This window comes from Litorerythrobacter xanthomarinus (assembly GCF_046254955.1).
Lineage (GTDB): Bacteria > Pseudomonadota > Alphaproteobacteria > Sphingomonadales > Sphingomonadaceae > Qipengyuania_C.
In genome coordinates this window covers 96,317-111,517 of the sequence record NZ_JBJXRG010000003.1, presented here as the reverse complement: position 1 = coordinate 111,517, position 15,201 = coordinate 96,317, and the positions used below count along the sequence as shown (strand labels likewise).

The following is a 15,201-nucleotide window of genomic DNA, read 5'->3' as shown; positions in this document are numbered from 1 at the left end:
AATTGCTTGAGCTTATCCACGCGTGCTGGACGGACCGGCTCCGGTCACTTTCTGCATCGCCTTGAGGATATTCTGGCTCTGCTCGCCGCCCGACATTGGCGCAGACAGGTTCGAGAATTCGCTGATCTTGTCCCAATTCTCTGCAAAGCCTTCAACCGTGCGCTCACCATCGGGCAGCCACACGGCGTCGTTCATGACGGTCCAGGCGCTGTGATAGCCGCCTGCACCCGCGCCGATGATAGCGTTGGTCGGCGCGTCTTCGCTGACGAGATAAAGTGCGGCGGGGACCACATTTACCGGATCAAACAGTTTGAAGGCTTCTTCGGGGAAGAGATCCTCGGTCATGCGCGTTCCGGCAACCGGAGAAAGCGTGTTGCATTTGACGTTGTACTTCGCACCCTCAAGCTGGAGCGTCTTGGTGAGACCGGCGAGGCCGAGCTTTGCTGCGCCGTAGTTGGCCTGGCCAAAGTTGCCGAACAGGCCGGTAGATGATGCGGTCATGAGAATCCGGCCATACGCCTGTTCGCGGAAGGTTTCCCAGCAAGCCTTGGTCACGAAAGCGGAGCCGGTCAGGTGCACCTTCAGCACGAATTCGAAATCGGCCGGGTCCATTTTGGCGAAGGTTTTGTCGCGCAAGACGCCTGCGTTGTTGATGAGGACATGGACACCGCCCCACTTCTGCTTGGCGTCGGCAACCATCTTTTCCATTTGTTCGTATTCGGTAACCGAGCCACCATTGGACATGGCTTCGCCGCCCATGGCTTCGATCTCTTCGACGACCTGCAAGGCCATGTCCGAATGGCCGGTGCCATCGCGCGAACCGCCCAGATCGTTGACCACGACTTTCGCCCCGCGGCGCGCCAGTTCGAGCGCATACTCGCGGCCCAAACCGCCGCCTGCGCCCGTGACGATGGCAACCTTGTCCTGGAACGAAATGGTCATGGAATCTCTCCGAATAGCTTACGTAAGGGTCAATGTGCCAAGCGGGTTGGCAGGTTCTCTGTTGCGTTGCAACAATGCAATCGCTCAGGCGCTATGCCGTAACGGCAAGCCGCCGGATCACAATGCCCGCAGCGCGGGAATGAGCCCTGCGAGCGAATCGATCACGGCATCGCCGCCAAGCTCTGACGGAGCATTGTCGCAATAGCCGTAGCCGGCGACAACTACCGGAACACCGGCGCCGCGGGCAGCGTTCACATCATAACTCGAATCGCCCACGAAGGCGAGGCGGGCGGGAGCACCCAGATGATCGCTGCATCGTCTTGCTGCGTCGTAGATCGGATCGGGCGCAGGCTTGGCGATATACTTGCCATCGTCGCCGCGCCCGAGGCTGTTGCCTCCGATGATACCAACAAAGCGATTTGCCAGCCCGACCTGGGTCAGGATTGAGCGGGCAAACTCTTCGAATTTGTTAGTCACTACGACCATGGCCACACCCAGGTCGGCGAGATCGTCTATAACCGCTTCTGCACCCGGGTAAGGACAGGTGTGAACGGCATTGTGCTCTGAGTAATAGCCCAGCATCTGTTTGTATAATTTGCGAAATTCGTCTTCTGGCATGCCGCCTTGCGCGTCGACCGCCCGCGCGAGCATGATCTTGGCGCCGCCGCCGATCAGGTCTTTCGAGCTATCAACTGGCACGGGATCGAACCCGCCCAGTTCGAGCGCATGGTTCACTGCCGCGCCAAGATCGCGGAAGGTGTCGAGCAGGGTGCCATCGAGGTCAAAACCCACTGCATTGTAAGGAAATTCGGTCATAGGACGGCCCGAGTGGCGGATGCCGCTTCAAACGGCAAGCTTTTGGTGGCATTGGCTCCCTTATGAGTGATTTGGCTATTATCGTCCTCGCCGCAGGCAAGGGTACGCGCATGAAAAGCGAACGGCATAAGGTGCTGCATCCGATCGCGGGCAGGCCGATGATCGATCACCTGCTGGCCAGTGCAGAGCAGCTACGACCCATGAAGACGGTCGTGGTTGTTGGTGCCGGGCGCGAGCAACTGGAAGCCGCGCTAGGAGGCCGCGCGCAGACATGCTTGCAGGAGCCGCAGCATGGAACTGGCCATGCCGTCCAGCAGGCCAAAAGCGAGCTCGACGGGTTCACCGGCGATGTGCTGGTTCTCTACGGCGACGTGCCGTTCGTTCGCGGCGAAACCATGCAGGCCATGCTCGACAGGCTCCATGCCGAGGACGCGCCAAAGGTCGTGGTGCTCGGGTTCGAGCCCGATGATCCGGGCCATTATGGCCGCGTGATAGCCGATGATGACGGCAAGATTGCCAAGATGGTCGAATTCAAGGATGCCGGTGACGACGAGCGCGCGTGCCGTCTGTGCAACTCGGGCCTGATGGCGGCCAGCGCCAAAGATATGTTCGACCTGCTCGACCGTGTGGGCAATGACAACGCGCAGGGCGAGTATTATCTGCCCGACATCGTGAATATCGCGATTGCAGATGGCGATGTTTGTGCCGCTGTAGCTAGCGACACGCCCGATGAGGTGCGCGGGATCAATTCCCGCGCCGAGCTGGCCGAAGCCGAGGCCCAATGGCAAGAGCTGAAGCGTGAAGAGGTGATGGCGGGCGGGGCGACGTTGCGCGCCCCCGAAACGGTTTTCTTCAGCTGGGATACCGATATTGGGCAGGATGTTACGATCGATCCGAACGTGGTGTTCGGCCCCGGCGTGACAGTGGCCAATGGAGTTTGGATCAAGGCCTTCAGCCATATCGAAGGTGCGAGCATTGGCGAGGGCGCACAGGTCGGACCATTTGCGCGGCTAAGACCGGGTGCTGTCCTCGAGAAAGACAGTTTCATTGGCAACTTCGTCGAGATGAAAAAATCCGTACTGGGCGAAGGGGCCAAAGCGAGCCACCTGACATATCTCGGCGACGCCGAAGTGGGCGCGGGGGCGAATATCGGCGCTGGCACGATCACCTGCAATTATGACGGCTATTTCAAGTATAAGACCGTAATTGGCGAGAATGCCTTCATCGGTTCGAACAGCGCGCTGATCGCGCCGGTAAAGATCGGGCGCGATGCCATCGTTGCAGCGGGCAGCGCTGTCAGCCGCGATGTTGGCGATGGCGACCTGCGGATGGTGCGCGGCGAGCAGATCGTGAAGCCGGGCTGGGCCGATCGCTTCCATGACACGATGAAAAAGAAAAAGGCAGCCGAAAAAGCGAAGAAGCGCTGAGAGCTCCAGATCACTCGAGCTTGGCGTGACCGTCGCGCTGGGAATTCGCGACATCGCGGTTGAGCAGTTAAGCTCAGTAAGCCGCCGCTTCTGACTCCGGGTAAACTACCCGCCTGAAGCGGCCGAGGAACTCAGTCAGATTGCTGTGGCCGGCGATCATCGCTTTCATCGGACTCGAGAATGGGACGAAAGCTATGTTCGCCAGCACCGAATAGACTGTGGCATCAGTCAGTCCTGGCTTGTCGCCAAAAAACCAGTCGTTCTCGCCCAACAGACCGCCCAGAGCGTCGATATCCTTGTTCGCGATTGATGTTATCTCGTCGGGCGTGTGGAGTCCCATACCGTGCCCTTCGAGCTGCTTTCGCACCGACCGCCTTGCAAAGGGAGCGAGCAAGGCGCGCATCGGAGCAGCGATATCTCCAAGCACGGAACTCTTTAGAATTGGCCAATTCTCGTCGCGCCGCCAGCGATCATAGACCATTGCCCAATATAGGTTTTCCTCCACCATTCTCTGGATAGCGACAGCGGTGGCGCGTTGGCGCAAATTGAGGTGCTGATCGATATCAATTCCAAACTCACTTTTGAGAAAATCGATCACCAAACTCGAATCGCCGATCGTTTGCCCCGCATATTCGATCCATGGGGCCTTCTTCTTTGGGCCTCCAAACGGGGTCGCAACTGCAATCGATTCGTGCTCGATATCCGCGAGCCGCAAGAACGCGTCGAGCTTAAGACAGAACGGGCTGACCGTAACCAGATCCCAGCGCCCGGGCAAATGGAATGCACGCAGCTTTCCCATGAAGATTTCTCCCGAATGTAGAGCGCAACATTACGCAAATTTCGCGAAATGACTACAGTCAGCCGATGGCATCCAATCTCCAATGCTGGCTATGTGAGCGTCTGTTGGGCCGCAAGGTCCAGCATCACCACACGGTACCCAAGGCCAAGCGCGGACGCGAGACGGTTCCAGTCCACCCAATCTGTCACCGTGTCATACACGCGCATTTCAGCAATGCCGAACTGGCGCGGATCGGCGGAGATCGTGGTGCGTTACTCGCGCATGAAGAAGTGGCGAAATTCCTGAGCTGGATTGCGACAAAGCCGCCGGACTTCCATGCGTCGGTAAGGCGAACGAAAAACTAGTTGGGCCTCGGTGCGCGCGATGTCGGGTAAATCCGGCCCACGGCCCACCAGATTACCCATGTCACCGCAGCTGCGATGATACCGTCGACCGCATAGTGGTAACCGGTGTGGATCGAGCCGATGAAGATTATCCAGGCGTAGATGCCAAAGATCCAACCTGCCACGCGGGATAGGTCGCGCATGCCCAGCCAGAACAGCACCGCGAGCGAAACATGCATGGATGGCATCGCGCTGATACCGCGGCCCAGGCCGAAGTCGCCCGTCGCGTGCCAGTCGAGCAACTGCTGTTGGACCGCCAACACAAGAACGGGATACTCTTCGTTCGCCGCCTCCAGGTAGCGCATAAGTGGGGCAAAAGTCGTGTCACCGAACAACGGTTCCATGAACACCGGACCGACCGAGGCTAGCCAGATCGCCATCACCACGCCGATCACGCTCCAGCACAGAAAATAGCTCACAAAGTAGCGTATCCGCAGCATGTCGTTCGGCTGGTGCGCACCCATGTACACGCAGCCCGCGTAGATCAGCAGGATCCACAAGTGATAGAGCCCGCTCATCAGCGAACTCACAATGGGATAGCCGAGGAACGGCTGGAGTAAACGCCACGGATCCTGCCCAAAGAAGATCATTCGGTCCCAGGCAATGAAGGCCTCGTCCCACTTGTAGGCATGAAAAAGCGGGATGGCGCTCTTCATCGCCGAGAAATTGATCATAAACAGCGCGATGCAGGCGACGATGGGCAGGAAATGCAGTTGACGCTTCCAGTATTCACGCGTGAAGAAATGCTCGCGCAGATGGGCGAAAGGCGATTCTGGACGATTGGTCACAATCTCCCAACCTGCGAGAATCGAGGTCAACGGGAGCCAGGCGCCGAGGAAGAGGATGAGGTTGTAGAATGCAGCTACAAAAGGCCGAAGGGGGACCTCAACTGAAGCGAGCGCAACCGCGCCTAAACCGACCGAGCCGAGGCCGACAAGATAGACCGGCCAGTATCGCCAAAGGTTGGTGTTGAGTTTCGAGGGCTGGTCCATTTCTTTGCCCTTCCCTAACGATGTGGGTCAGGTTCGGCGGCGCGATTGCTTGGCAAAGTAATCCAGACCATGGCCAAGACCACTATCATTGTTGGAAAAGCATAAAACAGTGAACCCTCAAGCATCGACATTGCTATCAACGCTATCGCTGATGAGACCAAGGCAATAGCTGTGCGAGAAGTCAATGGCCGTTGCTCGCGCAAACGTCTCCCCAATGGAAATAATGCTACCCCGATAGCGCCAGTTCCAACAAGCCCCCACTGATAGAGAAACTGCAAAATTGAGTTGTGAGGATGATGATTTATCATGGCATTGCCAATGCTGGTTGTCAGCCGAAACTGTCCTTCGCCGTGACCGATCAAGGCGCGTTCCCGGATCAGATCAATCGTCTCCAGCCACATTGTCACGCGACCAGACGAGTAGCTATCCGAATTTATGCCCGCTGTTCCCAACATTATGTTCCAGAATCCCCACTCGGGGTGAGGTGCAAGAAAAGCGCTCGCCACCACAGCTGTAAGCCAGCCTGAAACTAGTGCGACCAACAGGCGAACTCTGTCCTTCCTCATCATGGCGATGAAAAATACGCAACCGATCACAGAGGCCCCCAAGCCCGCCCTTGAACCACTTAAGTTGACCAATAGGAACCCAGCGCAGATAAATAGCCAGTACATTGATGACTGGCTTCTTTTCCCTTCGACTTTTGAAAACAATGCAGCGGCGAAAAATAACAATGGGATACCATAAAAGCCCAGTTGGCGCGGATTGGAGACCCCAGCCGAGAATTGCATCCATTCAAAGTTCGGAACGTCCTTGGCCAAGCTTATGAAGAAGATCAGCATCAAGAGATATGAGACGATGCTGAGTGACATTGTCGCCAAGATTTTGGGTCCGAACGTCGGGGATGGGATTATTGCAAACGACCAGACAACTAGCCCGAATCCCAGTTGCAGCAATGACATTGAAAGATGCGCAAATGCCATTGCGGGAATCCTTGCGAAGAGCGAGGCTAGGATCGCAACGGCCAGCCAGATTGTAACGCCAATCTTTGTTAGGCGAGGCAAAGCCTTGAAGGCGTGGACGGGATCTGCACCACCAAGAACCGCGAAAAGCATCACAAGAAGTTCAGCCGCGATGATCGGCAATGAGAAGTAGCGCGTCGCTTGCCAACTATAATCGTGCTGCCAAGTTGTTACAGCAAAAATCGGCAATGCGGCAAACAAGCTGAGACAAATCAACCGCTCAGCCGTCGCAACACTAAAGACGGGAGATGTCGTATCCCAGCCTGCCGACAGGCTCACGCCTCGACATGCTCCGCGAGAATGGTCAAGCCTGCGTCGCCCACCTCGGCGAAGCCGCCGCGCACTTCGATCTCTTCGGGTTCCGCGCCGTCCTTGGCGTAGATCTGCAGCGCGCCGTCGCGAATGGTGCTCATCACGGGCGCGTGGCCTTCCAGCACACCGAAATCGCCTTCTGATCCCGGGACGACCACCATGTGGACATCTTCGGAACGGACCAGCTTTTCCGGAGTGACGAGTTCGAAGTGGAGAGCCATCGCCCTTAAGCCTCGTCCGCCATCTTCTGGGCTTTCTCGACAGCTTCGTCGATGCCGCCAACCATGTAGAAAGCCGACTCGGGAAGGTGATCATATTCGCCTTCGACCACGGCCTTGAACGATTTCACCGTGTCTTCCAAAGCAACAAATTTGCCTGGGATGTTGGTGAAGACCTCGGCAACGTGGAACGGCTGCGAGAGGAAGCGCTGGATCTTGCGAGCACGCGCAACGGTCAGCTTATCTTCTTCACTAAGTTCGTCCATACCGAGAATGGCAATAATATCCTGCAGCGACTTGTACTTCTGCAGCGTTTCCTGAACCTTACGCGCGGTTTCGTAGTGCTCCTGGCCGACAACACGCGGTTCGAGAACGCGTGAGGTCGAATCGAGCGGGTCAACCGCCGGGTAGATGCCCAGCTCTGAGATCGCGCGGCTCAACGTGGTTGTTGCGTCAAGGTGAGCAAACGAGGTTGCAGGTGCCGGGTCAGTAAGGTCATCGGCCGGAACGTAGATCGCCTGCACCGAGGTGATCGAGCCCTTGGTGGTGGAAGTGATGCGTTCCTGCAGGTTACCCATGTCGGTCGAGAGCGTCGGCTGATAGCCCACAGCCGAGGGAATACGGCCGAGGAGCGCAGACACTTCCGAACCTGCCTGCGTGAAGCGGAAGATGTTGTCGACGAAGAACAGCACGTCCTGACCTTCTTCATCGCGGAAATATTCCGCCATGGTGAGGCCCGACAGAGCAACGCGGGCACGCGCGCCCGGAGGCTCGTTCATCTGGCCAAACACCAGCGCCACCTTGGAACCTTCGCTGGTGGCGTTGCCATCGGCGTCCTTGGCGATAACGCCGGCGTCGAGGAATTCGTGATAGAGATCGTTACCTTCGCGGGTACGCTCACCCACACCGGCGAAGACAGACACGCCGCCGTGGCCCTTGGCGATGTTGTTGATCAGTTCCTGGATCAGCACGGTCTTGCCAACGCCAGCACCGCCGAACAGGCCGATCTTACCGCCGCGAGCATAGGGGGCGAGAAGGTCGATCACCTTGATGCCGGTGACGAGGATCGCGGCTTCGGTCGACTGGTCGACGAACAGCGGAGCCTCGGCATGGATCGGGTTGGACTTTTCGGCACCGATCGGGCCGCGCTCATCGATGGGCTCGCCGATGACGTTCATGATCCGGCCCAGGGTTTTCGGTCCGACGGGGACCGAGATCTGCGCGCCGGTGTTGACCACTTCCTGGCCGCGGGTGAGGCCGTCCGTGCCGTCCATTGCGATGGTGCGAACAGTGTTCTCACCAAGGTGCTGGGCAACCTCGAGAACCAGCGTGTTGTCGCCGTTCTTGGTTTCGAGTGCCGAGAGAATCGCGGGCAGTTCGCCTTCGAAATGCACGTCGACGACAGCGCCGATGACCTGGCTGATTGTGCCATTGGTGGTCTGGTTGAGGACTGGTGCGGTAGCCATGTTCGTTTCCTTGAGCCTAGCTTAAAGCGCTTCTGCGCCTGCAATGATTTCAATAAGTTCGGTGGTGATCGCGGCCTGGCGGCTGCGGTTGTACTGGATCGTCAGCTTGTTGATCAGCTCGCCTGCGTTGCGCGTGGCGTTGTCCATCGCGGTCATCGAAGCGCCCTGTTCGGAGGCCGCGATTTCGAGCAACGCGCCGAAGACCTGAGTCTTGAGATAGCGCGGCAGCAGTTCGGCGAGAATTTCTTCTTCGTCGGGTTCGTATTCGACTGCGGCCTTCGATTCCTCTGCCGTCTCTGGCGCAGGGACCGGAATGATTTGCTGCGTGGTCGGGTCCTGCACCAGCGCCGACTTGAATGTGGCGTAGAACAGGTGGGCGACATCGAATGCGCCATTTTCGTAAAGCTCGATCAGCTCTTCGGCGATCGCCTCGGCTTCTTCATAGCCAGGGTTACGCACGGTCGAAGTATCGAAATGCTTCTTGATACGCTCAGGATAGTCGCGCTTAATCGGCGCGCGGCCTTTCTTGCCGACGAGGTAGAATTCGACTTGCTTGCCGGCAGCCACCAGTTCCCTGGCCTTGGCTTTCACTTCCTTGACAATATTCGAGTTGAGGCCGCCGCACAGGCCTTTGTCCGTGTTCACGACCACCAGAAGATGGCGCTGGTCCGAACCCGTTCCGGCGAGCAGCTTGGGTGCACCTTCGCCGGAAACTTTGCCAGCGAGCGAGCCCATTACATTGGCCAGCCGCTCGGCATAGGGGCGTGCCGCTTCGGCAGCCGCCTGCGCACGGCGCAGCTTGGCTGCAGCGACCATCTGCTTGGCCTTGGTGATCTTCTGGGTCGACTTTACCGACCCGATCCGATCCTTGAGTTCCTTAAGGCTTGCCATTTCGGCTCCCTAATCCGTGTCTCGTCAGGCTCAGGCGAATTTCTTGGCGAAGGCTTCGAGCGCTTTCACCGTGCGGTCCTTGACGTCGTCATCGAAATTCTTGCTTTCGCGAATGTCTTTAAGGACATCGGCATGATCCGAACGCATGTAAGCGAGCATTTCGCTTTCGTAACGCGTAACATCTTCTGTCGGGATCGCATCGAGGTAGCCGTTGGTGCCGGCATAGATCGATACGGTCTGCTCTTCGAACGGCATCGGCGCGAACTGCGGCTGCTTGAGCAGCTCGGTCAGGCGGGCACCGCGGTTGAGCAGCTTCTGCGTCGCAGCATCGAGGTCCGAACCGAACTGCGCAAATGCCGCCATTTCGCGGTACTGCGCGAGGTCCAGCTTCATCGAGCCCGAAACCTTCTTCATCGCCTTGGTCTGCGCGGCACCGCCCACACGGCTGACCGAAAGGCCAACGTTAATGGCCGGGCGAACGCCCTGATAGAACAGGTCCGTTTCGAGGAAGATCTGACCGTCGGTAATCGAGATCACGTTGGTCGGGATGTAGGCCGAAACGTCGCCTGCCTGCGTTTCGATGATCGGCAATGCGGTCAGCGAACCGCCGCCATTGTCGCTGTTCATTTTCGCAGCGCGTTCGAGCAGGCGAGAGTGAAGGTAGAACACGTCGCCCGGATACGCTTCGCGGCCCGGAGGACGACGCAGCAGCAGCGACATCTGGCGATAGGCCACAGCCTGCTTGGAAAGGTCATCGTAAACGATCACGGCATGCATGCCGTTGTCGCGGAAGAACTCGCCCATCGCAGCACCGGTATAAGGTGCGAGATATTGCAGCGGAGCCGGCTCCGAAGCGGTTGCAGCGACAATGATGGAATATTCCATTGCGCCGTTTTCTTCGAGCGTCTTGACCAGCTGCGCCACGGTCGAACGCTTTTGCCCGACAGCGACATAAATGCAGTAAAGCTTCTTGCTCTCATCGTCGCTGGCGTTGATTTCCTTCTGGTTGATGAAGGTATCGATCGCGACGGCGGACTTGCCGGTCTGGCGGTCACCGATGATCAGTTCGCGCTGGCCGCGGCCAACCGGAACGAGTGCGTCGAGAGCCTTGAGGCCGGTTTGTACCGGCTCGTTGACCGACTGACGCGGGATAATGCCGGGAGCTTTCTGTTCCACCAGGCGGCGCTCGGTGGTCTCGATCGGGCCCTTGCCGTCGATCGGATTGCCAAGTGCATCAACCACGCGGCCAAGCAGGGCCTTGCCAACCGGAACGTCCACGATGGTGCCGGTCCGCTTGACGCTGTCGCCTTCCTTGATCTCGGCGTCGGAACCGAAGATCACGACACCGACGTTATCGGCTTCGAGGTTCAGGGCCATGCCCTGAACGCCATTGGCGAATTCAACCATTTCACCGGCCTGAACCTTGTCGAGGCCGTGAATACGGGCGATACCGTCGCCCACGCTGAGCACGGAACCGACTTCGCTGACTTCGGCTTCAGTACCGAAATTGGCGATCTGGTCCTTGATGACCTTGGAGATTTCTGCGGCGCGGATTTCCATCAAACTTAGCCCTTCATGGCTTGTGCAAGTGAGTTGAGACGAGAACGGATCGAACCATCGATCCGCTTGGAGCCTACGGTTACAACCAGCCCGCCCAGCAGGCCCGGGTCAACCTTCGGCTTGATCTTTACGGTGCGGCCTTCGCGCTCGGTCAGCTTCTGCTTGAGCGCGTCGAGCTGCTCGTCGCTCAGCGCGTGTGCGCTGGTGACTTCGGCAGTGACTTCGCCGCGTTGGGCCGCAGCGATCATGTGGAACGCTGCGATGATTTCGGGCAGCACGGCAAGGCGGCGATTGCCGGCCAAGACGCCAAGAAAATTCTTGGTCAGCTGCGCCAGCTCGAGTGTTCCGGAAACTCCTTCGATGGCAGCTCCCTGCGCCTTGCGGCTGATCTGGGGGTTGCTGATCATTGCCTTCAGATCGCTCGATTCGGCGAGCGCTTGCTCGAGCCGTTCGAGATCGGATTCGATGGCAGAAACAGTTCCCTCTTCGACCGCGAGGTCGAACAAGGCTGAAGCATAACGCCCTGCCAGGCTGGCCTGAATACCGGCGGAAATTTCCACGCGTCTATGGTCCTTCAAAAGGTCCGGAAAATAACGATGCATCGCCTCGACCGGATGGGGCAAAACGAGTGCCCCTGCGAAGCTGGCGCGCGCCTAGCACCCAGTATGCTGCGATGCAACCCGAATGCGGGGGATTCTATGGACTCATATCCAGTTGGTCGTAATATGGCGGCAAGAAGCAGGGAAATTCGTGGGAGAGGCCGATGGAACTGACACCTATCAATTCAAAAATTGGCGTTGAAGTTGGCGGGGTGCAGCTGGCCAAGCTGGAAGGCGATTCGCTCGCTGCGCTCAAGCAGGCGGTATACGAGCACGGCGTCGCGGTGCTGCGTGACCAGCAGCTTTCTCCGGAGGACCACATCGCACTGGGTCACCGCTGGGGCGGGATCGACGTGAACAATTATTTCCCGCTCGATGGCGAATATGCCGAGATCGCGATCGTGCGGAAAAAGGCCGATCAGGAAACCAATATCGGCGGCGGATGGCATACCGATCACTCCTATGACCAGATTCCGGCAATGGGATCGATCCTTGTAGCACGGACCTTGCCGCCAAAGGGCGGCGATACCCTGTTTGCGCATATGGGTGCGGCGTACGATTCGCTTTCGGCCGAATTGAAAGCCAAGGTCGCGACGCTAAGAGCATTTCATACGGCGGACCATATCTACTCTCCTGATGGCGCTTATGCGCAGACCGACCAGGGTACCGAGCTTCGCGGCCAGGAACTCAAGACCGGGGCCACGCATCCGGTCGTCATCAGCCATCCCCGCACCGGCCGCAAGCTCCTCTATGTAAACCCGGCTTTCACCGTGCATTTCGAAGGCATGACGCGGGAGGAAAGCTTGCCCTTGCTGCAGGAGCTCTACGCGGCAGCGATGAGCGAGGACATCCAGTGCCGTGTCGAATGGCGAGAAAGCACGGTTGCTATCTGGGATAACCGCTCGACCTGGCATTTCGCGCTCAACGACTACCATGGTTACGCGCGCGAAATGCACCGGATCACGCTGTCAGGCGAGGCACTCGCAGCGTAGCGGCGTCAGTCTCCGCTTGTAGCGAGGTCGGTCACGCCCGAATCAACCGCCCGAACCTCGCAGCTATAGACAAGGCGTTCGTTGGGGCGGGGAGGCAGCATCGCCAATAGTGCCGATTGCATGTCGCCGAGCTGAGCAGCAGCATTGTCGATCCCGCATTTGGGTGCCTCATACTTGCCGCGTTCGCTCCGCGCGGCGCTGAGTTCGCTGCGCGACAGCAAATAGCGATCGGACTGGAAGGTACGCGTTTGCGGGTCGTAGCGATTGACCGAGACCGCGTCTTCATCATCGGGGACCATGACGCGCAACCAGTCGCCTGCAACCATGCCATATTGGGTCCGATCATTGACGCAGCCGCCGTCTTCCCAAGCGAATTCGACATCGTCGGTGCGCGCTCCGGTGATCCGGCTGCGCGATTCCTCGATCGTGCAGATCATGGTGCCGCCGCCCTGGCCGGCCATGACCGGAGTTTCGTCGCCGCCGGCCGGTTGCATGGCAGCAGCGACCCGACGATCGATCTCTTCTATACCGGGCCTGGTGAACCACAGACCGAGCGCAACGACCAGGGCCAGTGCGCTAAGCGTCCCGGCAATCATCAACCGGCGTTCGGCTGCGCTGTCCTCATTGTCGGCAACGACCCGGACCCTTGCTTGCCATGCGACAAATCCAGCGGCGATTGAAACAAGGATTAGCAGGAAGGCCAGCGCCATTGCGTTTTCGCGCTCGCCTTGTACTTCCAATTCGGCTTCGAGCTGGGCGCGGCTGCGCAGCGCGCGCTGCTCTTCGGCTCGCGCAGCCAGCGCCAGCCTCGCTTCGGCCTGTTCGCGTAGCATCCGCTCGCGCTCGGCCGCATCAAGGTCGGCGAGGCTGCGGCACGGGGTGGTGTTGATCTGTGGCTCGAGCTGGTTCTTGCGCAGGAACGGCAGGAGCTCGCGGATCGATACTGCAAAGTAGAACTCGGCATCCGACCCATCCGAATCCGCGCCGAAGCTGTTTATTCCGACCACGCGTCCGCAGCCGTCCAGCAGCGGCCCGCCCGAGTTTCCGCGTGCAATCGGTGCGGTATGGAGCACCGAATCGAACTGACGGGCAGGTCGCGAACCGGCAAGATATCCGATACTCTTCACTGGCGGCTGTGATTTGAAGATGTCGCCGATCTCGAGCCCCTGCGCGCGGTCGACATTCATCGGGTAGCCGACCGCTGAAACTTCGCCGCTGTTGCGATCGACGCGTCCAGCAATGGTGAGCGCCGGCAAGCGCAGGTCACCAGTAATCTGAAGCAGGGCAAGGTCAGTGCGCGGATCTACGCTGACCGCGCGGGCATATTCAGCCTCGTCACCATCGGACGGGACGACCGCGATCGTCAGAGTGTCGTCGAGCAGGGCCTCGCGCACCACATGGGCGTTGGTGATGATCCGGTCCGCAGCGACTGCGAAACCACTGCCATGGCTGACCGGATAGACTTCATTCCCGTCGGTCCCGATGATGACCACGCGGACGACGCCGCGCGCCGCTGCATCGACATCGGCTGGATCGGCGCTCGCCGTTTGCGGTAAGCCCGCAATCAGCAGGAGCATCAGAAAGGAAAGCAGGCGGCCCATCGCCGCGTATTTGACCCGCAATCGCTTTGACCGCAAGCTTCGGGATGCGGTGAGCGGCGGATTAACCTAATGAGCGGTGCATGACGGACACCAATATCACTTCCAAACAGGCCTGGGCAGCGGTGCTGCGGCGCGATCGCGCCTTCGATGGCCGCTTCGTCACAGGCGTTCTCTCGACCGGGATCTATTGCCGCCCGTCCTGCGCCGCACGTCATCCGGCACGAAAGCATGTGCGCTTCTTTGCTACGGGAGGCGAGGCAAGGGAGGCGGGTCTGCGTGCCTGCAAGCGCTGCATGCCCGACAATGTAGCGCGAGACGAAGCGGCGGTGCTGGCTGCGATCGAGGAAATCAAGGCGTCCGAAGGGCGCCCGACGCTGGACGAGCTGGCTGCGATTACCGGCTATTCGCCGACGCATTTCCAGAGGGTCTTCAAACGCGCCACTGGTCTCTCGCCCGCCGCCTATGCCCGAGCTCTTCGCGAGGAACGCGCGCGTGATGCATTGTCAGGTGCGGAGCGGGTATCCGATGCGATTTATGAATCAGGATTCGAAGCGCCGAGCCGCTTCTACGATTCCACAAAGGAGAAACTGGGCATGACGCCATCTGCTTGGACCAAGGGCGGCGCAGGAGTGACGATCAGCTACGCCATCGTTGAAACGAGCCTTGGGCCAATGTTGGTCGCAGCGAGCGAGAAGGGCGTGTGCCGTCTCTCGTTCAATGAGAATCGCGCAGATCTCGAGCGACGCTTCCCCAATGCGGTACTGGAGCAGGGCGGAGATGAATTCGCGGGCTTGCTTCAGAAGGTTGTCGACGCGGTCGAGGCACCGGGCCGTGCGTGGGATATTCCGCTCGACGTGCGCGGTACCGCATTCCAGCAAAAGGTGTGGGACGCGTTGCTGGCAATTCCGGCTGGAGAAACTCGCTCCTATGGCGAACTAGCTGCGGCGCTCGGCAACCCGAAGGCGAGCCGTGCGGTCGGCGGAGCAAATGGCGCAAACAACATCGCGGTGCTGATTCCGTGTCACCGGGTGGTTCAGGCCGATGGTTCGCTCGGCGGCTATGCCTATGGCCCCAGGATCAAGGCCGAATTGCTGCGGCGCGAGCAGGAAGGCTAACCGCTTTCCTAGACAGGTCACGCTCATTCCCATAGCCTCATTCAATCGCGACTGTGACGCCCGTTATGT

15 protein-coding genes are annotated in these 15,201 nt (G+C 59.1%); 4 read left to right on the top strand and 11 right to left on the bottom strand.

Going from position 1 to position 15,201, the window contains the following annotated elements; translation table 11 throughout:
- Positions 1–12 precede the first annotated feature (12 nt).
- Both ACEWMW_RS14030 and ACEWMW_RS14025 read right to left on the bottom strand, forming a co-directional pair.
- Positions 13–942, bottom strand: a complete 930-nt coding sequence (locus ACEWMW_RS14030) for an SDR family NAD(P)-dependent oxidoreductase (RefSeq protein ID WP_409414578.1) — start codon at positions 940–942, stop codon at positions 13–15.
- A 117-nt stretch (positions 943–1,059) separates the two neighbouring features.
- Positions 1,060–1,758 carry an HAD hydrolase-like protein gene (locus ACEWMW_RS14025; RefSeq protein WP_409414577.1) on the bottom strand — a complete coding sequence of 233 codons (699 nt, stop codon included), beginning with the start codon at positions 1,756–1,758 and terminating at the stop codon, positions 1,060–1,062.
- Between the two features lie 62 nt (positions 1,759–1,820).
- Between ACEWMW_RS14025 and glmU the strand changes: the two genes are divergently transcribed.
- Complete coding sequence (glmU, locus tag ACEWMW_RS14020; protein ID WP_409414576.1) at positions 1,821–3,185, top strand: bifunctional UDP-N-acetylglucosamine diphosphorylase/glucosamine-1-phosphate N-acetyltransferase GlmU; 1,365 nt, start codon at positions 1,821–1,823, stop codon at positions 3,183–3,185.
- 73 nt (positions 3,186–3,258) lie between these two features.
- Here the strand turns inward: glmU and ACEWMW_RS14015 are convergent, their stop codons facing one another.
- On the bottom strand, positions 3,259–3,984 hold the full coding sequence (locus ACEWMW_RS14015; protein ID WP_409414575.1) for a glutathione S-transferase family protein: 726 nt from the start codon (positions 3,982–3,984) through the stop codon (positions 3,259–3,261).
- 65 nt (positions 3,985–4,049) lie between these two features.
- On the opposite strand from ACEWMW_RS14015, the gene ACEWMW_RS14010 reads away from it, so the two are divergent.
- Positions 4,050–4,328 (top strand): HNH endonuclease, encoded by a 279-nt coding sequence (locus ACEWMW_RS14010; RefSeq protein WP_409414574.1) that lies wholly within the window; start codon positions 4,050–4,052, stop codon positions 4,326–4,328.
- On the opposite strand, the gene ACEWMW_RS14005 is transcribed toward ACEWMW_RS14010, so the two are convergent.
- From ACEWMW_RS14005 to ACEWMW_RS13975, 7 genes are read right to left on the bottom strand one after another with little or no spacing between them, the layout of a single operon-like run.
- Positions 4,325–5,359 (bottom strand): phosphatase PAP2 family protein, encoded by a 1,035-nt coding sequence (locus ACEWMW_RS14005; protein ID WP_409414573.1) that lies wholly within the window; start codon positions 5,357–5,359, stop codon positions 4,325–4,327. The two genes, ACEWMW_RS14010 and ACEWMW_RS14005, sit on opposite strands and share 4 nt — an antisense overlap.
- A gap of 14 nt (positions 5,360–5,373) precedes the next feature.
- Positions 5,374–6,657, bottom strand: coding sequence for an O-antigen ligase family protein (locus ACEWMW_RS14000; RefSeq protein ID WP_409414572.1), 1,284 nt, complete (start codon positions 6,655–6,657; stop codon positions 5,374–5,376).
- Positions 6,654–6,911, bottom strand: coding sequence for an ATP synthase F1 subunit epsilon (locus tag ACEWMW_RS13995; protein ID WP_409414571.1), 258 nt, complete (start codon positions 6,909–6,911; stop codon positions 6,654–6,656). The genes ACEWMW_RS14000 and ACEWMW_RS13995 overlap by 4 nt, the downstream gene beginning before the upstream one ends.
- Before the next feature lie 5 nt (positions 6,912–6,916).
- The gene (gene atpD / locus ACEWMW_RS13990; RefSeq protein WP_409414570.1) at positions 6,917–8,374 is read right to left on the bottom strand and encodes a F0F1 ATP synthase subunit beta; all 1,458 of its coding nucleotides are present in this window, start codon (positions 8,372–8,374) and stop codon (positions 6,917–6,919) included.
- A 21-nt stretch (positions 8,375–8,395) separates the two neighbouring features.
- On the bottom strand, positions 8,396–9,265 hold the full coding sequence (locus ACEWMW_RS13985) for a F0F1 ATP synthase subunit gamma (protein WP_409414569.1): 870 nt from the start codon (positions 9,263–9,265) through the stop codon (positions 8,396–8,398).
- A 30-nt stretch (positions 9,266–9,295) separates the two neighbouring features.
- Positions 9,296–10,825 (bottom strand): F0F1 ATP synthase subunit alpha, encoded by a 1,530-nt coding sequence (atpA, locus tag ACEWMW_RS13980; protein ID WP_409414568.1) that lies wholly within the window; start codon positions 10,823–10,825, stop codon positions 9,296–9,298.
- Positions 10,826–10,830: 5 nt separating this feature from the next.
- Entirely contained in the window at positions 10,831–11,385 is a 555-nt protein-coding gene (locus ACEWMW_RS13975; RefSeq protein ID WP_409414567.1) for a F0F1 ATP synthase subunit delta, read from the bottom strand.
- Between the two features lie 203 nt (positions 11,386–11,588).
- On the opposite strand from ACEWMW_RS13975, the gene ACEWMW_RS13970 reads away from it, so the two are divergent.
- Complete coding sequence (locus tag ACEWMW_RS13970; protein WP_409414566.1) at positions 11,589–12,416, top strand: TauD/TfdA dioxygenase family protein; 828 nt, start codon at positions 11,589–11,591, stop codon at positions 12,414–12,416.
- Positions 12,417–12,421: 5 nt separating this feature from the next.
- Here ACEWMW_RS13970 and ACEWMW_RS13965 read toward each other — a convergent pair whose 3' ends face one another.
- Positions 12,422–14,017, bottom strand: a complete 1,596-nt coding sequence (locus tag ACEWMW_RS13965; protein WP_409414565.1) for a S1C family serine protease — start codon at positions 14,015–14,017, stop codon at positions 12,422–12,424.
- 80 nt (positions 14,018–14,097) lie between these two features.
- Between ACEWMW_RS13965 and ada the strand changes: the two genes are divergently transcribed.
- A complete protein-coding gene (gene ada, locus ACEWMW_RS13960) occupies positions 14,098–15,132 on the top strand; it encodes a bifunctional DNA-binding transcriptional regulator/O6-methylguanine-DNA methyltransferase Ada (protein WP_409414564.1) in 1,035 nt (344 codons plus the stop codon).
- Positions 15,133–15,201: the final 69 nt, after the last annotated feature.